This is a genomic window from Paractinoplanes pyxinae, from assembly GCF_026626335.1.
GTDB lineage: Bacteria > Actinomycetota > Actinomycetes > Mycobacteriales > Micromonosporaceae > Actinoplanes > Actinoplanes pyxinae.
Genome location: NZ_JAPNTZ010000007.1, coordinates 164,711 through 187,592 on the forward strand (window position 1 = coordinate 164,711; position 22,882 = coordinate 187,592).

Genomic DNA, 22,882 nt, shown 5'->3' on the forward strand with positions numbered 1-22,882 from the left:
CACATGGTCCGGTTGTTCATCCTTCTCGCTGCCGTGCAGCTGGTGCTCTTCGTGCTGGCGTTGATCAGCTGTTTGTCGGCCGCCCGCGTCCGCAACGCGCCGCGTCTGGTGTGGGTGCTGGTGATCCTTCTCATCCCCCTGCTGGGCCCGCTCGCCTACTTCCTGTGGGGCCGTCCGCTGCCCGCGCCCGAGGAGGGCACGGTGCCGCGCCGGCGCCGCGCTCCCGCCGCGCCGGACGACGACCCCGACTTCCTGCGCTCGGTCGACACCGAGCAGTCCCGCCGCGAGCGCGAGATGCTCGCCCAGTGGGAGAAAGACCTCAACCGTGAGGAGCCGGACAAGCCTTAGGCCAGGTTGGACGAGCGAGGGTAGGCGTCGCCGGGGTCGGTCAGCACGTTGACCAGGTAGGGCACCCCGGCCGCGAAGGCGCGCTCGAGGGCCGGGCCGATCTCGGCCGCCTTCTCCACCGTCTCGCCCGCGCCGCCCAGCGCCTTGACCACGTCGTCGTAGCGCAGCCCGGGCTGCAGGTCGGCCGCGACGTCGTAGCCGTACATGGCCTGCATGGGGTGCTTCTCGAGCCCCCAGATGCCGTTGTTGCCGACCACCATGACGACCGGGAGCCCCTGCCGGACCAGGGACTCGGCGTCCATCAGCGAGAAGCCGGCCGCCCCGTCGCCCATCAGCACGCAGATCTGCCGGTCGGGATAGGTCACCCGCGCGCCCATGGCGTAGCCCATGCCGGTGCCCAGGCAGCCGTACGGCCCCGGGTCGAGCCAGGTGCCGGGCTGGGCCGGTTCCAAGTACCTTCCCGCGTACGAGACGAAGTCCCCGCCGTCGCCGATCGTCACGGCGTCCGGCGCCAGAACCTTCCGCAGCTCGCCGTAGATGCGAGCCGGCTTGATGAGGTCGGTCTCGGCCGCCATCGCCTCGGCGTCCCGCGCCTTGCCCGCGTCCTCGGCCGTACGCAGCCCCTGGATCCACTCGGCGTGGTCGGCCCGGTCGCCGCTGTGCTCGGCGAGGGCGGTCAGGATGCGCCGCAGGTCGCCTGCCGGTGACACGGCCGTCTCGACGTGGCTCGCGCGCTGGCTGGGGGCGTCGACGATGTGCACGACCTGGGCCGCGCCGAACTCGCCGAAGCCGAGCCGGAAGTCGAGCGGGGTGCCGATCACGCAGACCACGTCGGCCTCGTTGAGCGCGGGGCGGCGCGCCTTGGCGAAGGCGAGCGGGTGCGACGGCGGCAGCGCGCCCCGGCCCATGCCGTTGGTGAACACCGGCACCTGCAGCGCCTCGGCGGCCGCCCGCAGCTCGGCGATCGCGTCGCCACCCCAGACGTCGGAGCCGGCGATGATCACCGGACGCTCGGCCGACGCCAGCAGCGTGGCCGCGCGGGACACCTCGTCGGGGTCGGCCTCGAGCACCGGGACGGCCGGCTCGCCGGGCGCGGCGGCCTCGCCGGTGGAGAAGACGATCTCGAGCGGCAGGTCGAGGAAGGCGGGCCCGCGGTGGGCGGTGAGGGCGGCGGTCAGGGCGGCCCGCACCTCGCCGGGGATGGCATCGGTGTCGGTCACCGTGCCGGCGTACTTGGTGATCGGGGCGACCAGCGGCACGTGGTCGAACTCTTGCAGGCTGCCCGAACCCCAGCGGAACTGCGGAGCCCGGCCGCCCAGCACGAGCACCGGCGAGGCGTTGAAGAACGCGCTGGTCAGGCCCGAGATGCCGTTGGTCACGCCGGGGCCGGCGGTGAGCACCGCGAGCCCGGGACGGCGCTGGAGCTTGGCGACGGCCTCGGCCGCGAAGACGGCGGTCTGCTCGTGCCGCACGTCGTAGATCGGAAAGCCGATCTTGTGCGCGGCGTCGTAGAGCGGGAACACGTGCCCGCCCGAGAGCGTGAACATCTCGTTCACCCCGAACGCCCGGGCCGCGGCCAGCGCCAGTTCGCCGCCGTGCCCCTCGATCGCCTCTGCCATGCCGTGCTCCCCTCGCGCCGTTGCCGGTTCTCCGGGCACGCTACCCGGCACGCCGGAAAAGGTGAACGAGCCTCAGATTCCCAGCAGCTCGCCCAGGTCGCGGATCAGGTTCTCGATGTCGGTCTGGATCGGGTAGCCGTTGCCCCAGCCGTACGCGAGCACCAGCGCGGCCAGCGGCACCGCGATCATCACCAGGATGCTGAGCAGGATCTGCAGGAAGCGCAGGAAGCTGCCGGTGCGGCGGGGCCGGCGTACGGCCCGCTCGACCCGGGTCGGCGGCCGGGCCTGGAAGGTGGGCGGCGACGAGACCGGACGGGCGGGCGGCGGGCGCGGCGTGACCGGACGGGAGGTGACCGGCCCGGAGGAGACCGGCGCGGACGGCGGCGGGTGGAAGACCGGCTTCGGGGTCGGGACGGTGGCGTGCGGGTCGGGCACCCAGCTGCTGTGGTCGGCGTCGGGCCAGGGGTCGACCGGCGGCTGCAGGCCGGTGGTGCCCGGCATCCGCACTGACGCGGCGGCCACGCGTACGGTGGCCGACTCGGCCCGCCCGGTGGAGACCAGCCGCAATTCGGAGGTCGGGCCCGGGGTGGCCGCCCCGGTGGCCAGCATCGCCGCCGAGGCCAGGATGCTGCCCTCGGCCACCACCAGCTCGGGCTGCTCGATCACCACCGGCGCCTCGCCCAGCTCGCGGTGCAGCAGCGTGGCCACCAGCGGGATCCGGCTCGCCCCGCCGACCAGGAAGACCCCGGCCAGCCGCCCGTCGGGCAGGTCGGCCCAGTCGAGCAGGCCCTTGGTGACCCGGACGGTCTGCTCGAGCACCGGGCGGGCCAGCTTCTCGAGCTCGTCGCGGGTGAGGTGGACCTCGGTGTCGAGCAGCGGCACCACGAACTCGGCCGACTGGGCGCGGGACAGCCTCTCTTTGGCGATCCGCACCTCTTCCCACAGCTGGCGCTGGGCGCGGCGCTCCTGAGCCGTGGACGGCTCGAGCAGCCGCTGCCACTCGCTGGTGCGCAGGTGTTCGACGATCGCCGCGTCGACGTCGAGGCCGCCGATGTCGTCGCGGCCGTCGACCGCCATCACCTCGAAGCCGGACGCGGTGCGGGCCACGACACTGGCGTCGAACGTGCCGGCCCCGAAGTCGTGCACCACGACGACCGAGCCGATCGGCACGTCGCGGCCCAGCACCTCGGCGAAGTAGGTGGCCGCGGCGACCGGCTCGGCGACCAGCCGGGCCCCGGCCAGCCCGGCCCGGGCGGCGGCGTCGGCCAGCAGCGAGCGACGGGTCGAGCCCCAGGTGGCGGGGCAGGTCAGGGTGACGTCGGGGGTCACCGGGCCGACCGCGCGGCGCCACTCCTCGGCCACCCGGGCCAGCACGGCGGCGATCAGCTCGACGACCGGGAACTCCTGCTCGCCCAGCAGCACCAGGCCGTCGTCGATGCGGCGCTTGGGGTTGGGCTCGAACCGGACCGGGTCGATGCGGGCGCTGTGCACCGCGTCCCGCCCCACCACCAGCGTGCCGTCGAGCTCGGCGAACACCGCCGAGGGCAGCAGCGGGGAGCCGTCGACCAGGATCGGGCGCGCGCGGCCGTCGGGCCAGCGCGCCACCGCGACGGTGTTCGAGGTGCCGAAGTCCACTCCCAGCGCGTGCTTCGGCTCACCTTGGTCGATGGCCATCCCCTGAGTCTAGGGGGTCGGAGTCGTCAGACGATCTTCCAGCGCGGCCGGTGCCCCCACTCCCGTACGCAGCGCACGAGCACCCCCTCGGCGGTTCGCCCGTAAGCACCCGCGGGACGGCATTCGTCCCCCACCTCGACCGGCTCCCGCACCAGATCGGGTGTCGGGCTGGGGGCCGGCGTGGCACTGGTCGTCGTCGGCATGGGGGTGACCGCCGGCGGCGACGGCGCGGGCGGTTCCGGTGCCGGGGACTTCGGAGCCGGGATGAGGATCGGCTCCGGTTCGCGGCTGGCCGGCGGTTGAGCGGGGGGCCGGGAGGGGACGGCGGACGACGTGACCGCTCGGCGGGGGACGGGACGGGTGGTGGTGGCGACGGGGGCCGGCTTGCGCGCCTGGGTGGTGGCCGGGGCGATCGCCGTACGGGCCGAGGGTGGCGGCGGATTGGCCGGAGGGGGCGCGGCCAGCTGGTCGACCACCGAGCCCGGGGTTCCGGGCGGCTCGGACCGGGACTGGCCGAGGGTCAGCCAGCCGATCAGCGCGCACAGCAACGCCTGGCCGACGACCAGCGCCACGGCCATGCGCACAGTGCGTCGCACCGTGCGCGTGACCGGAACCGGTTCCACCCGTCGGACTTTATGGCAAGGGATCGATGGGGTCGAGAGCTAACGCCCCGTAAATGTGGGCTTACGCTTCTCCACAAATGCCGTGGTGCCCTCGATCCGGTCGTCGGTGGCGAACAGACCGGCGAACAGCTGCGACTCGAGCGCCAGGCCGGAGGCCAGATCGGTGTTCAGCCCGCCGTCCACCGCCAGCTTGGCCGCCCGCAAGGCAAGAGACGGACCATTGACGTACGGCTTGACGAGCGCAAGAGCCGTCTCGAACACCTCAGCCGCCGGGGCGACCCGGTCGGCCAGCCCGATCCGCAGCGCCTCGTCGGCGTCCACCATGCGGCCCGAGAAGATCAGATCCTTCGCACGGGCCGGGCCGATCAGCCGGGCCAGCCGCTGCGTGCCGCCGGCGCCGGGGATGATGCCCAGCTTGATCTCGGGCTGGCCGAGCTTGGCGTCCTCCGCCACCACCCGCCAGTCGCAGGCCAGGGCCAGCTCGCACCCGCCGCCCAGCGCGTAGCCGGTGATCGCGGCGACGACCGGCTTGGGGATGCGAGCCACGGCGTCGAACGCGCTCGACAGCGCGGCCGCCCGCACGGCCATCTCGGGGTAGCCGACCTTGGTGAACTCGGTGATGTCGGCGCCGGCTGCGAAAACCTTCTCCCCGCCGTACACGATGACGGCCTTGACCTGCTCGTCCTCGGTCGCGGAATGCGCGGCGGCCCGCAGCTCTTCCTGTACCTGGGTGTTGAGCGCGTTCATCGGTGGCCTGGTCAACCGGATCGTCCCGATGCCGTCGGTAGTCTCCAACGTCACGAACTCGCCCACGCCCGCCTCCTGAATCTCGGTTCAGGTCAGCCTACGACGGGTAGAAAGATGCATGTGACCACGTACTACCGGGATCCGGACGTGTGGATCACCTCCGCCGGGGTCCGGATCAACGGACACGACCTGCGCCTGAGCGAGCTGCGGCAGGTCTGGCACACGCGTGGCAAGCGCTCGTTGCGCACCATCGCCGGGCGGGGCGCGGTCGGTTTCGCTATCCTCACCCCGGTCGTGATCGGCCTGCTCGCCGTGGCGGTCGCGCTGGTCCTCGACGCCTCCACCAGCACCACGATCGCCCTGATCGGCGGCGGCGTGCTGGTCGGCCTGGGCGTCGTCCCGCTGGCCGACGTGCTGCTCGAGCGGGTCGACCGGTCGTACGACCGCGGCAGCCGGGTGCGTGAGATCTGGGCTCGTACTCCCACCGGCGACCTGCTGCTGCTGAGTACCCCCGACGCGGCCCGGTTCGGCCGCATCTACCGCGCCCTGCAGCGGGCGCTGGAACCGGCTACCCGCCGGTAATGTCGTCCCGATGAAGAAGGACGCCGCCGCCCTGGCCGGGATGCTCGCCACCATGGGGGTGCTGCACTTCGCCGTGCCCCGCCCGTTCGACTCGATCGTGCCGCGCTCGCTCCCGGGCCGGCGGCGTACCTGGACCTATCTGAGCGGCGCGGCCGAACTCGCCTGCGCGGCCGCCATCGCGCATCCCCGCACCCGCCGAGCCGGCGCCCTGGCCGCGGCCGGGCTGTTCGTCGGCGTCTTCCCGGCCAACATCAAGATGGCGGTGGACGCGCGTCGCGCCACCCCGGTCCGGCAGGCGATCGCCTTCGGACGGCTGCCGCTGCAGGTGCCGCTCGTGCTGTGGGCCCGTCGCGTGGCCCGCTGAGCACGGAGTTTTTCCCGAACCGGGGCCGGACGAGTCGATCTTCGGTGACTATCGAAACACCATGAGAACGACCATCACCCAGCGGCCCACCGGGGTCGAGCGCACCTTCGGCGCCGACGAGATCATCGTGACCAAGACCGACCCGCGCGGCATTCTGACCTACGCCAACGAGGTCTTCCTGCGTACCTCGGCGCTGACCGAGGACGAGGCGATCGGGCAGCCGCACAACATCATCCGGCACCCCGACATGCCCCGGGCCGTCTTCAAGCTGCTCTGGGACACCCTCGGGCGGCGGGAAGAGATTTTCGCGTACGTCGTGAATCTCGCCGCCGACGGCGCCCACTACTGGGTGTACGCGCACGTCACGCCCTCGTTCTCGGCCGACGGCAGGCTGGTCGGCTACCACTCCAACCGGCGGCTGCCCGAGCCGGCGGTGGTGAACGAGGTGCGCCGGCTGTACGAGCGCATCCGCTCGGCCGAGCAGCAGCACACCGCCAAGCCGGCCGCGGTCGAGGCCGGGTGGCAGGCGCTGCAGGCCGAGCTGGGCGGCCGCACGTACGACGAGTTCATCTGGGCCCTGACCAGCGGAGCGCGCTGATGACCGACCCCGTGCTGACCACGATCACCGAGGTGTGCCGCCGGGCCACCGCGGGCGACCTCGAGGCCCGGCTGCCCTCGATCGGCGACTCCGACGAGGCCGTCGCCGCCCGCACCGCGCTCAACAGCCTGCTCGACATGAGCGACGCCTTCGTCCGCGAGGCCGGCGCCGCCTCGGCCGCGGCCGCCGAGGGCCGGTTCCACCGGCGGATCCTGACCCGCGGGCTGTCCGGCGCCTTCCGGTCGGCGGCCGAGCAGATCTCGACCTCCATCGTGGCCATGAGCCAGACCGCGGCCCGGGTCGCCGAGGCCGCGCAGGCCCGGGTCGCGCTGGCCGACGAGCTGGAGTCGGCCGTGCTGACCGTCTCGGAGCAGGTCGCCACCGCGGCCACCGAGATGGGCGCCTCGACCAACAGCCTGGCCGACTTCGCGCGGGAGGCGGTGACCGAGGCCGAGCGCGGCCTGGCCACGGTGACGTCGCTGCGGACCGCATCCGACCAGATCCGCACGGCAGTCGACCTGATCAACCAGGTGGCCAAGCAGACCCGGTTGCTCGCACTCAACGCGACCATCGAGGCAGCCCGGGCCGGGGACGCCGGGCGGGGCTTCAGCGTGGTCGCGGGCGAGGTGAAGACGCTGGCCGCCGAGACCAGCTCGTCCAGCGACGAGATCATGGGTCAGGTCAACACCGTGCAGGAGGTGGCGGCGGACGCGGTGGCCGTGCTGGAGACGGTCACCAACAGCATCCGCGAGATGAGCGGGCTGGTGAACGGCATCGCGGCCGCCGTCGACGGGGGCAGCGCGCACGGAATGGCAGGACTGTCGCAGCTGGCCGAGGTGCTGCGCTCCGAGGTCAACCGGTTCGTCAGCACCGCCCGCCAGGCGTAGGGGCTAGCCGGCCCGGTAGACCTCGTCGATCTCGTCGCGGGTGGGCAGCGCGTTGGAGGCGCCCACCCGGCGGACGCAGGCCGCCCCAGCCGCGTTGGCCCAGCGCACCGCCTCGACCAGGTCGCGGCCCTCGCCCCAGGCCACGGCGAGCGCCCCGGTGAAGGCGTCGCCGGCCGCGGTGGTGTCGGTGACCTCCACGTGGAACGCGGGCACCGTCTCGTCCCGGCCCTCCCGATCGGCGTACCGGGAACCGGCCCCGCCCAGCGTGAGCACCACCCGCGGCACCATCGAGAGCAGCTTCGGCACGTCGATCGTGTCGCCGCCGGCCACCATCAGCGCCTCGACCTCGTTGACGACCAGCAGGTCGATGTCGGCCAGAAGCTCCTCCGGCAGCTCGCGGGCCGGGGCCGCGTTGAGGATCATGCGGGTGCCGCCCTCGCGGGCCGCCCGAGCCGCCGCCACCACCGTCGCGACCGGGATCTCTTGCTGGCACAACAGCACGTCACCGGCGGCGATCGCGGCCTGCTCGGCCTCGGTCAGGCCGACGAACGTGTTGTTGGCGCCCGGCGCGACCAGGATCGAGTTCTCGCCGTCGCGGTCGACCATGATGACCGCCACCCCGGAGGGGCCGTAACTGGTGCGGACGTGCTGCATGTCGACGCCCGCGCCGTTGAGCCGGGCATTCAGGTTGACGCCGAACGCGTCCGAGCCGATCGCGCCCAGAAAGACCGTCCGGCCACCGGCCCGGGCCGCGGCGATGGCCTGGTTGGCCCCCTTGCCACCGGCCATCATCACGAACTCGTCGCCCAGCACCGTCTCGCCCGGCCGGGGCAGACGCGGGGCCAGGCCGACCAGGTCCATGTTGGCGCTGCCGGCGACCACGATGCGCGGCGCCATGGGCTCAGGCCGCCCGGGCCGCGTAGCGGTCGCCGAACCGGTCGACGACCAGCGGCAGGCCGAACGTCTTGCTCAGATTCTCGGCCGTCATCACCTCACCCAGCAGGCCGGAGGCGACGATCGTGCCCTCGCGCAGCAGCAGGCCGTGGGTGAAGCCGGGCGGGATCTCCTCGACGTGATGGGTGACCAGCACCATGGCCGGCGAGTCGGGGTCGAGGGCCAGCTCGGTCAGCCGGGCGATCAGGTCTTCCCGGCCGCCCAGGTCGAGGCCGGCGCCGGGCTCGTCGAGCAGCATCAGCTCGGGGTCGGTCATCAGCGCCCGGGCGATCAGGGTGCGCTTGCGCTCGCCCTCGCTCAGGGTGCCGAAGTCGCGCTCGGCCAGCGGGCCCATGCCGAGCTGCTCGAGCAGCTGCCGGGCCCGGGCCTCGTCCTGCGGGTCGTACGACTCACGCCAGCGCCCCACCACCGACCAGGCCGCCGTGACCACGACGTCGAGCACCCGCTCGCCCGGCGGCACCCGCTCGGCGAACTGGCCGGTGGCCAGCCCGATGCGGGTGCGCAGCTCGTTGATGTCGGTGCGGCCGAGGCGCTCGCCGAGCACCCAGGCCGTGCCGCGGGACGGGTGCAGCCGGCCCGAGGCCAGGTTGAGCAGGGTGGTCTTGCCGGCGCCGTTGGGACCCAGCACCACCCAGCGTTCGTCCAGCTCGACCTGCCACGACAGGCCGCGGACCAGATGGCTTCCGCCGCGGATCACGCTGACCTTGTCGAAGGCGATCACGGTGTCTTCGTCGGGCGGTGTCATGGCAGGTTCCGGCACGCGTCCATCCAACCACGCACGCCTGCGGCTTCTCAGGCGGTGGTCTTCGTTCAGCGGGTCGCCGGCAGCGCCCCGGCTCAGGCGGCGGTCTTCGTTCAGCGGTCGCCGACGCCGCCTCCGGCTCAGGCGGTGGTCGAGCCGAACACCTCATCGCGTACGGCGGCCAGGGCCGTGTGCAACGCGCCGTGCAGCACCGGCTCGGCCTCGACCCCGGTGATCACGACCTTGGGATTGACCAGCGTGATCGTGGCGACCTCGTTCTCGACCCGGGCCGCCAGCGCCGGGCCGCCGGCCTGGGACACCTCGCCCGCCAGCACGACCAGCGGCGGGTCGAGCACCACGCAGGTCGCGGCCACGCCCAGGGCCAGCCGGCTCGCCAGCTCGTCGAGCACCGGCTCCCCGGCCGGACCGGCCTCGACCGCGTCGCGCACGACGTCGGCCGCCTCGACCCCGCGGAAGCCGTACTTCTTGCCGATCGCCTTGACCGCGTCGGCGCCCGCGATGCTCTGGAAGCCGCCCCGCACCCCGCCCTTGCCGGACTTGCGGCCCGGGTGCTGCGGAACCTCGGCCCCGGCGACCGGCATGTAGCCGATCTCACCGGCCGCGCCCGAGTGGCCCTGGTGCAGCCGGCCGTCGATGACGCTGGCCAGACCGACACCGCGGCCGGCCCAGATCAGTACGAAGTCTTTGACGCCGGCCGCGGCGCCCGTGCTCGACTCGGCCACGGCGGCCATGTTGACGTCGTTTCCGAAGACCACCGGGGTGTGCAGGTCGCGGCGCAGGTCGTCGAGCAGGCCGCGGTGCCAGCGGGGCAGGTCCCAGGCGAACGCGATCTCGCCGCTCTCGGGGTCGACCAGGCCGGGGGTGCCCAGCACGACCCGTCGTACGGAGCTCATGTCCGTCCCGGCGTCGGTGGCCGCCTGGACCACGGCGTTGTGCACCACACCGACCGGGTCGTCGGTGTCCTTGGTGGACTGCTCGACCCGCCCGATGATCGAGCCGGTGATGTCGGCACAGGCCGCGACCACCCGATCGGGGCCGACGTCGACACCGATCACGTGGGCGCTGCCGGGCGTGACCGCGTACAACTGGGCATTGGGACCACGACCGCCCGCCTGCTCGCCCACCCTGCGCACCAGGCCCCGCTGCTCCAGCCGCTCCACCAGCTGGGACGCGGTGACCTTGCTCAGACCGGTCATCTCGCCGAGCTGGGCCCGGGTCAGCGGACCGCGGTTGAGCAGCAGTTCCAGCGCCGCCCGGTCGTTGAGCGCGCGCAGCAACCGGGGTGTGCCCGGAAGGCGGGTGGAGGCCATGGCAGGATCCCCTAGTAAATTTAGGTTTGTTTCCTATTAGATGGACGACGCCCGTCGGGGCGACCGGCACCGAGCGATCATGGCAGCTCGCGGGGTGTGCAGACCAGACTTACGTCACCGGAAGGACACCATGGCGATCGACCCCGGACTCCGCCGCCTCGCGCTCGGCACCCTGCTGGCCGCGTTCCCCGGCGACACCGCCCCCGAGTGGGCGGTCACCCTTCTGGCCGACGGATTGGCCGGTCACACGCTGTTCGGCACCAATGTGACCGACCCGGCACAGGTGTCCCGATTGACCGCCCGGCTGCGCGAGGGCCGCGACGACGCGCTGATCGCCATCGACGAGGAAGGCGGGGATGTCACCCGGCTTTCCCATCGGACGGGTAGCCCGTACCCGGGAAATGCCGCCCTCGGCGCGGTGGACGACGAAAGCCTCACCCGCGCGGTGTACGCGGCGATCGGCGCCGACCTCGTCGCGGCCGGGATCAATCTCGACCTGGCCCCCACGGTCGACGTCAACACGGCCGACGACAACCCGATCATCGGTACGCGCTCGTTCGGCGCCGACCCGCGGCTGGTGGCCCGGCACGCCCGTGCCGCCGTCGAGGGCCTGCAGTCGGCCGGGGTCGCCGCCTGCGCCAAGCACTTCCCCGGCCACGGCGCCACGGTGACCGACTCGCACCTCTCCCTGCCCACGGTCGACGTGCCGCTCGAGGTGCTGCGCGAACGCGACCTGCCCCCGTTCGCCGAGGTGGCCGCTTCGGCCAAGGCGGTGATGTCGGCCCACATCCGGGTGCCCGCGCTGACCGGCGACGACCCGGCCACGTTCAGCCGGGCCGCCCTGCAGGGCCTGCTGCGCGACGAGCTGGGCTTCCGCGGCGCCATCGTCACCGACGCGCTCGAGATGGTGGGCGCCGCGGCCACGGCCGGGGGCATCCCGCAGGCCGCCGTCCGGGCCCTGACCGCCGGCGCCGACCTTCTGTGCATCGGCGCCCAGGTCGACGCCGCCCTGGTCGAGGCGGTGGCGGCCGAGGTCGCGGCCGGTGTTCCGGCCGCCCGTCTCGAAGAAGCGGTTTCCCGTACGACCGAACTGGCGACCTGGACGGCGAAGCACCGCACCCTGCTGAGCTACGACGACGACCTGGGCCTGGCCGCCGCCCGCCGAGCCGTCCGGGTCGAGGGGTCGCTCAGCGGCTTCGGCACGCCGCTGGTGGTACAGCTCGTGTCCGGCTACTCCATCGCCGAGGGCCGGGTGCCGTGGGGCCTTTCGCCGCACCTGGACGGCATCGAGCAGGTCGAAGTGGTCGCGGCCGACGCCTCCGCCACGGACTTGGCCGCCCGCGCCGGCAACCGCCCGATCGTCATCGTCGGCCGGCACACCCACCGCAAGCCGGAGTCGCGCGCCCTGGTCGAGCAGCTGGCCTCCACCCACGCGGTCGGAGTGGTCGAGATGGGCTGGCCGTCCACCTGGCGGCCGTCGCAGGTGCGGGCGTTCGTCACCACCCACGGCGCCAGCCTGGCCAACGGCCGCGCCGCCGCCGAAGCGCTGGGCCTCCTCCACGCGTAAGGGCTGTGCATAACTAGTCCGGACCGGCCGGCGCTCCTGTGGACAACTCGGCTGCGCCGGCCCGGCATTCGCGTACCGTCCCCGCCACGTCCCTTGGGCGGGCGGGGGAGGTGGTGGCACACCTCAATCTCAGGGCTGGATCGGGTGGCGGCGTGGCGGGAAGCGGCTCTTTCTGATTCATTGACCGATGGCTGGCTCGTCACATCTCTTGAACATGTTCAAGTTGAGCGCTTAGTCTGAGGGCGCAAAGTTGAACGTGTTCGAGAAAGGTGGTCCGATGGACCCGAAGGTGTGGATGTACCTGGCCTATCTGGCTGTCAGCGTCGGGCTCACCGTGTGGGTGGCGACCACGCTGTCGCGCAACGGGCTCGTGTTCCTGGCCGACGTCTTCGCCGACGAGAAGCTGGCCCGGGCGATCAACCAGCTGCTGGTGATGGGCTTCTACCTGCTGAATCTGGGCTACGTGACGGTCACCATGCGGTCGACCCAGACGATCACGGACACCAGCGAGGCGCTGGAGACGCTGTCCAGCAAGGTCGGGCTCGTGCTGCTCGTGCTGGGCGTCCTGCACTTCCTGAACGTCTTCTTCCTGGGCCGCTACCGGCGGGGTCGCCTGCGTCAGCAGCAGCCGGCGCCGCCGCTGCCTCCGGCCGGTCGGCTGCCGTTCCACCCGCAGAACCCGCCTCCGGCCCGGGCATGACCGAGAGCCAGGTCCCGGCCGTACGAGGGGGCGGCCGGGGCCTCTCGCCCGAGATCACACCGATCGGGCACTTCGCCGTGCTGTACGACGCGGGGTGCCCGATCTGCCGGGCTGCTCGCCGATGGCTCTCCGGGCGGGCCCAACTCGTACCGCTGGAATTCGTGCCCGCCGGGTCGGACGAGGCGCGCCGGCGGTTTCCGGGGCTCGACCACGAGGCGACGCTGCGGGACGTGACCGTGATCGGGGATGAAGGCTCGGTCTATGTCGGGGACGGCGCCTGGGTGGCTTGCCTGTGGGCGCTCGCGGACTATCGCGCGATGGCCGAGCGGATCAGTTCTCCGGCGCTGCTGCCGACGGCTCGGCGGTTCATCGCGGCAGCTTCGGCGGTCCGGGAGCGTACGCGGGAAGGGTTTGACGCCGAAGCGGCTGAGGCGGGGTACTACGGTGACGGGTGTGACGACCGCTGCCGCTGAACCCGGCCCGCCCGCGGAGAAGCCGCGCCGGGCGCGTGGCGAGCAGACGCGGCAACTGATTCTGGAGACGGCACTCCGGTTGTTCCGCGAGCGGGGGTACGCCGAGACGACCATGCGGGCCATCGCGAAAGAGGCGGGGGTCGCGGTCGGGAACGCGTACTACTACTTCGACTCGAAGGAACACCTGATCCAGGGGTTCTACGATCGGAATCAGGTGGCCCATCGCGTCGCCGCCGAGCAGATCCTGGCCGACGAGAAAGAGCTCGCGCCGCGGCTGCGCGGGGTGCTGCACGCGGGCATCGACGTCAACGCGCCCTACCACTCGTTCGCGGCGACCTTCTTCAAGTCCGCGGCCGAGCCGTCGTCGCCGCTCAGCCCGTTCTCGCGGGAGTCGTCGCCGGCCCGGGAGGCGGCCATCGCGATCTTCCGCGACGTGGTGGACGGGTCGAACGCCAAGCTCGACCCCGAGCTGCGCAAGGAACTGCCCGAGCTGCTGTGGCTGGGGTGGATGGGGGTCATCCTCTTCTGGGTGTACGACAAGTCGCCTGATCAACGGCGCACGCGGCGGCTGATCGACGGGGCCGTGCCGCTGATCGACCGGCTGGTGTCGCTGTCGCGGCTGCGCGTGCTCCGACCGGCGTTGCGCCAGGTGCTCGCCTTGATCGAGACGGTCCGCAAGGACGATTGATCACGGTCGGTAGCGCACAACCACCTTCACGGTGAGTAGCGGCGCTTCGGACTTTATGCCTCGGTGTCCGGAGAAAGCCGGATCTGTTGCCTGATCGGTGCTGTCCGAACGGCTATTTCGCTCACCGGAATCTTCCCGGGTCCGGTCGCCGGCACGTAGCGTTATGTCCGCAGGTGGGTCTGGGGACGTCGCGAATGACTCGGCCTTCGGGACCAGTTCGAGCCCTCGCGACGCAGACAGTGAGCCGGGCGCGGCACTGGGATTTCGGGAGCAATCCGCCGCGACCGGCTCACACTGCGTTTCCGCCTCAGGCCGCCTTGAAGCCGCGCAGCCGCAGGCTGTTCAGCACCACGAAGACCGAGCTGAAGGCCATGGCGGCGCCCGCGATCATCGGGTTGAGCAGGCCGGCCGCGGCCAAAGGCAGACCCGCCACGTTGTACGCGAAGGCCCAGAACAGGTTGCCCCGGATGATCCCGAGCGTGCGGCGCGACAGCCGGACGGCGTCGACCGCGGCGGTCAGATCACCCCGTACGAGCGTCAGGTCCGAGGCCTGGATGGCGACGTCGGTGCCCGCGCCCATGGCCAGCCCGAGGTCGGCCTGGGCGAGCGCGGCCGCGTCGTTCACGCCGTCGCCGACCATGGCCACCGACCGCCCCCGCGCCTGCAACTGCTTGACCACGTCGACCTTGCCCGCGGGCAGCACGCCTGCCTCGACCTCGGTGATCCCGACATCGGCCGCGACGTGGGCCGCCACCGCCGCCGAGTCGCCCGTGACCAGCATCGGGGTGAGCCCGAGCCGGCGGAGTCCGGCCACGGCGGCCGCGCTCGTCGGCCGTACGGTGTCGGACAGCGCGACCCACCCGAGCGTCTGCCCGTCCGCGCTCACCGAAACCCAGGTCGCCGCGTCATCGGCGTCGTCCGGCGCACCCGTGGTCACTTCGATGCGGCGGCCCTCGACGATCCCCTGCACTCCAACCCCGGCCGTGGCCCGGAAGTCTGACACTGTCGGCAGTCCGGCTCCGGCTTTCTCGGCGATGGCCCGGCCGATCGGGTGCTCCGAGGCGGCCTCGACCGCGCCAGCCAGTCGCAACAGTTCCGCGTCCGTGACTGCCGGGTCGGCCGGTACGACCGACGACACCGACATCTGGCCGGTGGTCACCGTGCCCGTCTTGTCCAGCACGATCGTGTCGATCTTGCGCGTGGACTCCAGCGCCTCGACCCCGCGGATCAGGATGCCCATCTGCGCTCCCCGGCCGGTCCCGACCAGCAGGGCGGTCGGCGTGGCCAGCCCCAGAGCGCAGGGGCAGGCAATGATCAGCACGGCCACGGCGGCGGTGAAGGCCGACGTCGCGCCCTCGCCGGTTCCGAGCCAGAAGCCCAGCGTCCCGACCGCCAGCGCGATCACCACCGGCACGAAGACGCCGGAGATCCGGTCGGCCAGCCGCTGCACGGCCGCCTTGCCGTTCTGCGCCTCCTCGACCAGCCGGGCCATCTGCGCCAGCTGCGTGTCGGCGCCGACCCGGGTGGCCCGCACGACCAGCCGTCCGCCGGCGTTGATCGTCGCGCCGGTCACCGGGTCGCCCGGACGCACCTCCACCGGCACCGATTCGCCGGTCAGGAGGCTGACGTCCAGGGCTGACGCCCCTTCCACGACGACACCGTCAGTGGCGACCTTCTCCCCCGGACGTACGAGAAAAAGCGCACCCACAGTGAGATCGCCGGCCGGAACGACCCGCTCGGAGCCGCCCTCGACCACCGTGACGTGCTTGGCCCCCAGATCGAGCAGCGCCCGCAAGGCATCCCCGGCGTGCCGCTTGGCCCGCGCCTCCAGATAGCGGCCGGCCAGCAGAAACGTGGTGACCCCGGCGGCCGCCTCGAGATAGATGGCGTCCCCTTCGCGGGCCGTGAGCGAGAACGGGTGCGTCATGCCCGGCATGCCGGCGTCGCCCCAGAAGAGCGCCCAGATCGACCACCCGAACGCCGCCAGCGTCCCCATCGACACCAGCGTGTCCATGGTGGCCGCGCCGTGCCGCAGGTTCACGAACGCCGACCGGTGAAACGGCCACCCGCCGTACACGACCACGGGCGCCGCCAACGTCAACGACAACCACTGCCAGTAGTCGAACTGCCAGGCCGGCACCATGGCCAGCACGATGACCGGAACGCTGAGCACGGCCGAGATCAGCAGCCGGTCCCGCAGGGCGTCCCTCCGGGCTTCGACGCTCGGCTCATCCATAGGAGTCGGCTCCGCCGCGGTGTAGCCGGTCCTCTCCACAACGGCGATCAGGTCGGCCGCTTGGATCGTGGCGGGCACGGTGGCGCGGGCCTTCTCCGTCGCGTAGTTCACCGTCGCGACGACCCCGTCCATCCGATTCAGCTTCTTCTCGATGCGATTGGCGCACGCGGCGCACGTCATCCCACCGATCTCCAGCTCGATAACCCGCTCCATGCACCTACCCTATACCCCTTGGGGGTACCCGCAGGGCTCAGCGTCGGCTCGGCGCGGGGTGAGCCTCGACAAACGTGGCGATCGCCTCGGCGAGTCGGGTGGGGGCGGTTCGTTCGGCGATGTGGCCCTGGCCGGCCAGCACTGTGCGGCTTGCCTGCGGCAGGACGGCGGCCAAGGCGTCGAGCCGGTCATGCAGGTGCCGCGGGCTGCGTGAACCCTGCAGCAGCAGGACCGGAACGGCTATTTTCGCGTACGCCTCCAGGCGGCGGCCGAGGGCGTTGATGGCGTCGTTGTCGTCGAGCTGCCGCTCCACCAGTGGCTTGATCTTGCCGCCCTGCCGGTTCATGGCGAACGTGGCCAGCGCGACCATCGGCGACCTCATCCCGGCCACCTCGCGCAGGAAGATGGCGAACGCCGTGCCGGGCTTGCCCGCATCCAAGGCTGCCCGGGCTCGCACATTGGCTTCCGCGCCCAGCGGCGCGTCGACCACCAGCGGCGGCTCATAGAGGACCACGGCCGAGTACAGCCCCGGATCGGCCACCAGCGCCTCCAGCGCCAGCACTGCGCCCGACGAATGACCCACCAGCACCGGGTGGTCGAGCGCGGCCGCCACCTCGCGCACCGCGGCCACCTCTTGCTCCATGGCGACCCCACCCGGCTCGTCCAGCCGATACTGCCGCCGGGTCATCCGCGCGACCCGGAACCGGCCGACCAGCCGCGATGCCACGCGCTGCCAGCTGTCGAGGTTGCCCATGCCGCCGTGCACGATCAGGATCGGCCGGCCCTCGCCCTCGATCACCACGTTGTACACGCTGCGCCTCCTTAGCAGTGATAAGGAGAATTTAGCACTGCTAAGCTGGGCCCGTGAAGGGCTTGTCGCGTGAGGTGCTGATCGAGACCGGTCTGCGGCTGCTCGACGAGGTCGGGCTGGACGCGCTGTCCGTACGGAAGCTCGCGGCCCAGCTGGGCGTCCAGTCCCCTGCGCTGTACTGGCACGTCAAGACCAAGCAGGAACTGCTCGAGGGCATGGCCGGCGCGGTCATCCAGTCGGCCGGCATGGGCCCGCCGCGCGAGGGCGAGCGCTGGCAAGAGTGGTTGCGGCGCCGCGCGAACGCCTATCGGCAGGCGCTGCTCTCGCACCGCGACGGCGCCCGGCTGATCACCTCGGCACGACGGGCGCCCGACGCGCTGCACGGGTTCGAGGAAGAACTGGCGGCCATGGTCACGCTGGGGTTCACGCCGGCCCAGGCGCTCAGCACGATCATGACCGTCAGCGACTACACGAACGGCTTCGTCCTGCAGGAGCAGGCGGTCACCGGGCCACCGAGCGAGGCGGAGCTGACGGCGCTGTCCCGGCTGCCGACGCTGCTCGCGGCCGTCCAAGACGGCCGTGATTTGGACGCGGCCTTCGCCTACGGCATTCATGTGTTGATCGCCGGCACCGAGGCTGTGCTCGGCGCCGGCGATCCCTCAGGCGGCTGAGGTCTTCACCAACGTACGGATCTGGCGCAGCAGCACCGACAATGCCGCCAGCTCGGCCGGGGTGTCGGCCACGTCGCCCATGGCGTTGGCGGCCCGGGCGATCGAGGCGGCGTTGACGCGTTCCCACTCCGAGACCCGCTCGTCGGCCGAGGCGTCGGACGGGGTCGACTGCAGCACCTCGGCCGTCAGGGCGGCCAGGGCGGCGTACAGGTCGTACCGCAACGCCATGCGGGCCAACGTCTGCCAGCGGTCGCCGCGCGGCAGGCGCGAGATGTGCGACAGCAGCTGGTCGATGTGGAAACGCTCGGACAGGGCGAAGTAGACGTTGGCCACCTCGAGCGGCGCCTTGTCGGTCAGCACCCCCGTCTCGAGGATGTCGAGCAGGCCGAAGCCGTAGTTGCACCACGTCACCCGCTCGGCCAGCTCCATCGGCACGCCCTTGTCGACCAGCGTGGCGATGTGCTCGTCCATCGACCGGCGCTCGATGCCGAGCAGCACCGACGGCAACTGCGGCAGCAGGGACTGCACACCCTCGCGCAGCTTGCCCACCTCGGCCGCCACGTCGATCGGCGAGCGCCGGGTGCTGACCAGCCAGCGCACGGCCCGGTCGAGCAGCCGCCGCGATTCCAGGAAGACCAGCGTCTGGGCCTCGGTCGGCACCTGGTTGTCGAGCGCTTCGGCCGCCGCCCAGATGTCGGCCAGCCCGTACGCCTCGCGAATCACCGTGAAGGCCCGGATCACATCGGCCGCCGACGCGCCGCTCTCTTCCATGGCGCGGAAGACGAACGACGTGCCGCCCCGGTTGACCACCTCGTTGACCAGGGCCGTCGTGATGATCTCGCGGCGCAGCCGGTGGCCGGTCATGCGCCCCGCGCAGCGTTCGCGCAGCGGCGTCGGGAAGTAACGCGACAGGACCTCGTTGGTCCACGCCTCGTCCACGATCTCGTCGGCCAGCACCTCGCGTTCGAGGCTGATCTTGACGTACGCGAGCAGCACCGCGAACTCGGGCGCGGTCAGCCCGTCGCCCGCCTCGTAACGCGCGGCCAGCTCGGCGTCGGTCGGCAGCGCCTCGAGTTCCCGGTTGAGCTGCCCGCTGGCCTCCAGCTCGTCGAGCATCCGCCGGTGCACCGGCAGCAGCGAGTTGGCCTGCGCCCGGGCGTTGCCCAGCGCCGTGGCCTGCTCGTAGTTGTCCCGCAGGACCAGCGCCGCCACCTCGTCGGTCATGGTGGCCAGCAACTCGTCGCGCTCGGGCAGCGTCATCTCGCCGTCGGCCACCGCCCCGCCGAGCAGGATCTTGATGTTGACCTCGTGGTCGGAGCAGTCGACGCCGGCCGAGTTGTCGATGAAGTCGGTGAACACGCGCCCGCCGGCCCGGGCGAACTCGATGCGCCCGCGCTGGGTGAGGCCCAGGTTGCCACCCTCGCCGACCACCCGTACGCGCAGATCGCGGCCGTTCAGGCGGACCGCGTCGCTCGCCTTGTCGCCCACCTCGGCGTGGGTCTCGGTCGACGCCTTGACGTAGGTGCCGATGCCGCCGTTGAACAGCAGGTCGACCGGCGCCCGCAGGATGGCCCGCATCAGCTCGACCGGGCTCACCGACGCCGCGTCGCCCAGATCGAGGGCGGCGCGCACCTCCGGCGAGACCGGGATCGATTTCGCCGTACGCGGATAGACCCCACCCCCGGCCGAGATCAGCGACTTGTCGTAATCGGCCCACGAGGAACGCGGCAGCTCGAACAACCGTTTCCGCTCGGCGTACGAATCCGCCGCGGAAGGGTTGGGATCCAGGAAGATGTGCCGGTGGTCGAACGCGCCGACCAGCCGGATGTGTTCGGAGAGCAGCATGCCGTTGCCGAACACGTCGCCCGACATGTCGCCCACGCCGACCACGGTGAAGTCCTGCGTCTGCGTGTCGACGCCCAGGTCGCGGAAGTGCTTCTTGACCGACTCCCACGCGCCGCGGGCCGTGATGCCCATCTTCTTGTGGTCGTAGCCGGCCGAGCCGCCGCTGGCGAACGCGTCGCCCAGCCAGAACTCCTTGGCCAACGAGATCTCGTTGGCGATGTCGCTGAACGTGGCCGTGCCCTTGTCCGCCGCGACCACCAGGTACGGGTCGTCGCTGTCGTGGCGCACCACGTCGCGCGGCGGCACGATCTTGCCGCTGAGGATGTTGTCGGTGACGTCGAGCAGCGCCGTGATGAAGCGCTTGTAGCACTCCACCGCCTCGTCCCGGTCGCCCGGCTTCTGCTTGAGCACGAAGCCGCCCTTGGCCCCGACCGGCACGATCACCGCGTTCTTGACCTCTTGCGCCTTGACCAGACCCAGGATCTCGGTGCGGAAGTCCTCACGCCGGTCGGACCAGCGCAGACCGCCGCGGGCCACCGCGCCGAAGCGCAGGTGCACGCCCTCGAAGCGCGGTGAGTAGACGAAGATCTCGTACTTGGGCCGGGGCTGCGGCAGGTCGGGGATGGCCTGCGGGTCGAGCTTGAAGGCCACGTACGACTTGGGCCGCCCGTCCGCCCCGCGCTGGAAGAAGCTGGTGCGCAGAGTGGCCTGGATCAGGGTCAGGTACGAGCGCAGGATCCTGTCCTGATCGAGGCTTTCCACGTCGTCGAGCAGTTCGGTGACCCGCTCGACCAGTTCGGTGGCCAGCCGGCCGCGCTCGGTCTCGCCGGCCTCGAGGCGGGGCGAGAACCGCGTCTCGAACAGCTTCACCAGCAGGCGGGCGATCTCCGGGTAGGCGATGAACGTCGATTCGAGGTATCGCTGCGAGAACACCGACCCGGTCTGGCGCTGATATTTCGCGTACGCCCGGAGGACCACCACCTGTCGCCAGGTGAGCCCGGCCCGCAGCACCAGCTCGTTGAACCCGTCCACCTCGGCCTCGCCCCGCCAGGCGGCGGCGAACGCGTTCTCGACCTGCGGGCGCACCTCGGCCAGTTCACGGTGCGATTCCGGCGGCCGCAGCCCGAAGTCGTACAAGAAGATCTGACTGTCGCTGCGGCGGATCTCGTACGGCCGCTCGTCGACCACCTGCACGCCCAGCGAGTGCAGCACCGGCAGCACCGCCGAGAGCATCATCGGCTCGCCGTAGCGGAAGACCTTGAACCGGATGTCGTCGTCGTCGGCCTCCAGCGCCCCGTCCAGATTGGCGTGGCGCTTGCGGAACAGGTGCATCTCGAGCTGGCCCTCCTCTTCGAGGAGCTCGAGCTTGGCCAGGTCCTGCATTCCCTCGTACGGCGTGTGACCGTCCTTGTAGCTTTCCGGGTACGCCGTGGCGTAGCGCGCGAACAGGTCACGCGCCGCCTCCTCGCCCAGCTTGCGCTCGAGCACCAGCGAGAAGTCGTCGTCCCACATGCGGGTGGCGTCGGCCAGCATCTCGGCCAGCGCGTTCGGGTCGACCTGCCCGGGCGGGTCGGCCGGGTCCGTGCGCACGATGAAGTGGACCCGCGCCAGCATGCGCTCGGTGACCCGGGTCGTGTAGTCGACGCCGACACCGTTGAGCTCACGCAGCAGGATCTCTTGCATGCGCAGCCGGTTGCCGGTGGTGAACCGGTCGCGAGGCAGATAGATCAGGCACGAGATGAACCGGCCGTAGCCGTCGCGGCGCAGGAACAGCCGCAGCTGGCGGCGCCCGGCCATCCGCAGGACGCCGATCACCGCCTCGTACAGGTCATCGGTCTTGATCTGGAAAAGCTCGTCGCGCGGATACGTCTCGAGAATCTGCAACAGGTCTTTGCCGGAGTGCCCGCGCGGCGAGAGGCCGGAGCGGTCGAGCACCTCGCGCACCTTGCGCCGCACCACCGGTAGCTCGCGCACGCTGGTGCGATAGGCCGACGAGCTGAACAGGCCCAGGAATCGGCGCTCGCCGATCACCTCGCCCGCCTCGTCGAAGACCTTGACGCCGATGTAGTCCAGATAGGCCGACCGGTGCACGGTGGCTCGCGAGTTGGCCTTGGTGATCACCAGCAGCCGCTTCTCGAGCGCGCGCTGGAAGGCCTCGTCGGTCATCGTGGAGAGCTTGCGCGGCTTGCTGTCACCCCGCAAAATGCCCAAACCGGTTCCCGGTACGCCCGTGAGGACATCGCCTTCGAGGCGGTACTCACGGTAGCCGAGGAACGTGAAGTGGTCGTGGGCCAGCCACTTGAGCAGCTCGATCGAGTCGGTGACGTCCTTGTCGGGCACCGGCAGCCGCCGCTCGGAACCGCGGTGGGCGGCCAGCTCGTCGGCGATCACGAGGGCCCGCTGACGCATGCGCGGCCAGTCCTCGACGGCGTCGCGCACGTCGGTCAGCACCCGGCGCACCTCGTTGAGCAGCTGCTCACGGGCCTCGCCGTTGCGGATCGGGTCGATCTCGATCCGGATCCAGCTCTCGACCAGGTCGCCGTCGATCGCGTCGTCGGGCTCGACATCGGCGGCGAGCTCGCCCAGGGCGCCCAGCGGCTCCCGGCGGACGACGATCAAGGGGTGCACCAGCAGGTGAACCTGCTGCTGGTGGGCCGAGAGCAGGGCGATCACGGAGTCGACCAGGAACGGCATGTCGTCGGTGACGATCTGCAGGATGCTGTGGCACTGCGAGCCGGTCGGCGCCGTGATGGCCAGCTTCAGCTCGCCCGGCAGACGCGTCGCGGCCAGCTCACGGTGGCTGATCGCGGCGTCGTACATCTCTTGTGGGGTCAGCCCCACCAGTTCCTCGTCCGGCGCGAACCGCCAGAACCGCCCGACCAGCAGGGCCGTGGCGTGGTCGTCGCCCGCCACCTCCACCGCCTGGGCGATCAGCCGCTCCCCGTTCGGAAGCGTCTCGTCGAGCTCGCCCTCCTCGGCGCTGGCGCCCAGGCGGCCGGTCAGGGCCAGCCCTGGTCCGGCGATGAGGTCGTGCTCGGCATCGGATTCGGTCGCTGCCTCGTCGGCGACAGCCATGGCTCTGGCGCTCCCCTCACCCACGACATTGTGGGTACGAACGTGTCGAGGACAGCCTAGAACCCCGTGCCGGGGCCTAGGAGAGGCGAGGTCCGAACGCGTCCGATGGGCGGGAGATCCGACCTGACCCGCTG

20 protein-coding genes are annotated in these 22,882 nt (G+C 71.6%); 10 read left to right on the forward strand and 10 right to left on the reverse strand.

Annotated features, from left to right (window positions below; all coding sequences use genetic code 11):
- Positions 1–3 precede the first annotated feature (3 nt).
- Positions 4–348, forward strand: a complete 345-nt coding sequence (locus tag OWR29_RS20725; RefSeq protein ID WP_267564631.1) for a PLDc N-terminal domain-containing protein — start codon at positions 4–6, stop codon at positions 346–348.
- Here OWR29_RS20725 and OWR29_RS20730 read toward each other — a convergent pair.
- The 4 genes from OWR29_RS20730 to OWR29_RS20745 form a co-directional block, all read right to left on the reverse strand.
- Positions 345–1,967, reverse strand: coding sequence for an acetolactate synthase (locus tag OWR29_RS20730; RefSeq protein ID WP_267564633.1), 1,623 nt, complete (start codon positions 1,965–1,967; stop codon positions 345–347). The two genes, OWR29_RS20725 and OWR29_RS20730, sit on opposite strands and share 4 nt — an antisense overlap.
- A gap of 72 nt (positions 1,968–2,039) precedes the next feature.
- Positions 2,040–3,641 carry an Hsp70 family protein gene (locus tag OWR29_RS20735; protein ID WP_267564635.1) on the reverse strand — a complete coding sequence of 534 codons (1,602 nt, stop codon included), beginning with the start codon at positions 3,639–3,641 and terminating at the stop codon, positions 2,040–2,042.
- A 26-nt stretch (positions 3,642–3,667) separates the two neighbouring features.
- A complete protein-coding gene (locus OWR29_RS20740; RefSeq protein WP_267564636.1) occupies positions 3,668–4,264 on the reverse strand; it encodes a hypothetical protein in 597 nt (198 codons plus the stop codon).
- A gap of 39 nt (positions 4,265–4,303) precedes the next feature.
- On the reverse strand, positions 4,304–5,077 hold the full coding sequence (locus OWR29_RS20745) for an enoyl-CoA hydratase/isomerase family protein (protein ID WP_267564637.1): 774 nt from the start codon (positions 5,075–5,077) through the stop codon (positions 4,304–4,306).
- Positions 5,078–5,125: 48 nt separating this feature from the next.
- On the opposite strand from OWR29_RS20745, the gene OWR29_RS20750 reads away from it, so the two are divergent.
- The 4 genes from OWR29_RS20750 (at position 5,126) to OWR29_RS48040 (ending at position 7,442) form a co-directional block, all read left to right on the forward strand.
- Complete coding sequence (locus OWR29_RS20750) at positions 5,126–5,593, forward strand: DUF6232 family protein (protein WP_324291257.1); 468 nt, start codon at positions 5,126–5,128, stop codon at positions 5,591–5,593.
- Positions 5,594–5,603: 10 nt separating this feature from the next.
- A complete protein-coding gene (locus OWR29_RS20755) occupies positions 5,604–5,957 on the forward strand; it encodes a DoxX family protein (protein WP_267564641.1) in 354 nt (117 codons plus the stop codon).
- Between the two features lie 61 nt (positions 5,958–6,018).
- Positions 6,019–6,555 carry a PAS domain-containing protein gene (locus OWR29_RS20760; protein ID WP_267564643.1) on the forward strand — a complete coding sequence of 179 codons (537 nt, stop codon included), beginning with the start codon at positions 6,019–6,021 and terminating at the stop codon, positions 6,553–6,555.
- Positions 6,555–7,442, forward strand: a complete 888-nt coding sequence (locus OWR29_RS48040; protein WP_324291258.1) for a methyl-accepting chemotaxis protein — start codon at positions 6,555–6,557, stop codon at positions 7,440–7,442. Before OWR29_RS20760 ends, OWR29_RS48040 begins: the two co-directional genes overlap by 1 nt.
- A 3-nt stretch (positions 7,443–7,445) precedes the next feature.
- On the opposite strand, the gene OWR29_RS20770 is transcribed toward OWR29_RS48040, so the two are convergent.
- From OWR29_RS20770 to OWR29_RS20780, 3 genes are all read right to left on the reverse strand, one after another.
- Positions 7,446–8,339: a ribokinase gene (locus tag OWR29_RS20770; protein ID WP_267564644.1), complete on the reverse strand. Its 894-nt coding sequence runs from the start codon at positions 8,337–8,339 to the stop codon at positions 7,446–7,448.
- A gap of 4 nt (positions 8,340–8,343) precedes the next feature.
- Positions 8,344–9,141 (reverse strand): ABC transporter ATP-binding protein, encoded by a 798-nt coding sequence (locus tag OWR29_RS20775; RefSeq protein ID WP_267564645.1) that lies wholly within the window; start codon positions 9,139–9,141, stop codon positions 8,344–8,346.
- Between the two features lie 137 nt (positions 9,142–9,278).
- The gene (locus OWR29_RS20780) at positions 9,279–10,469 is read right to left on the reverse strand and encodes an ROK family transcriptional regulator (RefSeq protein ID WP_267564647.1); all 1,191 of its coding nucleotides are present in this window, start codon (positions 10,467–10,469) and stop codon (positions 9,279–9,281) included.
- A gap of 130 nt (positions 10,470–10,599) precedes the next feature.
- On the opposite strand from OWR29_RS20780, the gene OWR29_RS20785 reads away from it, so the two are divergent.
- From OWR29_RS20785 to OWR29_RS20800, 4 genes are all read left to right on the forward strand, one after another.
- Positions 10,600–12,036, forward strand: a complete 1,437-nt coding sequence (locus OWR29_RS20785) for a glycoside hydrolase family 3 protein (protein WP_267564649.1) — start codon at positions 10,600–10,602, stop codon at positions 12,034–12,036.
- Positions 12,037–12,313: 277 nt separating this feature from the next.
- Positions 12,314–12,736 carry a hypothetical protein gene (locus tag OWR29_RS20790; RefSeq protein WP_267564651.1) on the forward strand — a complete coding sequence of 141 codons (423 nt, stop codon included), beginning with the start codon at positions 12,314–12,316 and terminating at the stop codon, positions 12,734–12,736.
- A complete protein-coding gene (locus OWR29_RS20795; RefSeq protein WP_267564653.1) occupies positions 12,733–13,209 on the forward strand; it encodes a thiol-disulfide oxidoreductase DCC family protein in 477 nt (158 codons plus the stop codon). The genes OWR29_RS20790 and OWR29_RS20795 overlap by 4 nt, the downstream gene beginning before the upstream one ends.
- Positions 13,190–13,897 (forward strand): TetR/AcrR family transcriptional regulator, encoded by a 708-nt coding sequence (locus OWR29_RS20800; protein WP_267564655.1) that lies wholly within the window; start codon positions 13,190–13,192, stop codon positions 13,895–13,897. The genes OWR29_RS20795 and OWR29_RS20800 overlap by 20 nt, the downstream gene beginning before the upstream one ends.
- Before the next feature lie 307 nt (positions 13,898–14,204).
- On the opposite strand, the gene OWR29_RS20805 is transcribed toward OWR29_RS20800, so the two are convergent.
- Together OWR29_RS20805 and OWR29_RS20810 are read right to left on the reverse strand one after the other, a co-directional pair.
- A complete protein-coding gene (locus OWR29_RS20805; protein ID WP_267564656.1) occupies positions 14,205–16,346 on the reverse strand; it encodes a heavy metal translocating P-type ATPase in 2,142 nt (713 codons plus the stop codon).
- A gap of 37 nt (positions 16,347–16,383) precedes the next feature.
- Positions 16,384–17,157, reverse strand: a complete 774-nt coding sequence (locus OWR29_RS20810) for an alpha/beta fold hydrolase (protein ID WP_267564658.1) — start codon at positions 17,155–17,157, stop codon at positions 16,384–16,386.
- 53 nt (positions 17,158–17,210) lie between these two features.
- Between OWR29_RS20810 and OWR29_RS20815 the strand changes: the two genes are divergently transcribed.
- Positions 17,211–17,828: a TetR/AcrR family transcriptional regulator C-terminal domain-containing protein gene (locus OWR29_RS20815; protein WP_267564661.1), complete on the forward strand. Its 618-nt coding sequence runs from the start codon at positions 17,211–17,213 to the stop codon at positions 17,826–17,828.
- On the opposite strand, the gene OWR29_RS20820 is transcribed toward OWR29_RS20815, so the two are convergent.
- Positions 17,817–22,748, reverse strand: a complete 4,932-nt coding sequence (locus OWR29_RS20820; RefSeq protein WP_267564662.1) for an NAD-glutamate dehydrogenase — start codon at positions 22,746–22,748, stop codon at positions 17,817–17,819. The two genes, OWR29_RS20815 and OWR29_RS20820, sit on opposite strands and share 12 nt — an antisense overlap.
- Positions 22,749–22,882: the final 134 nt, after the last annotated feature.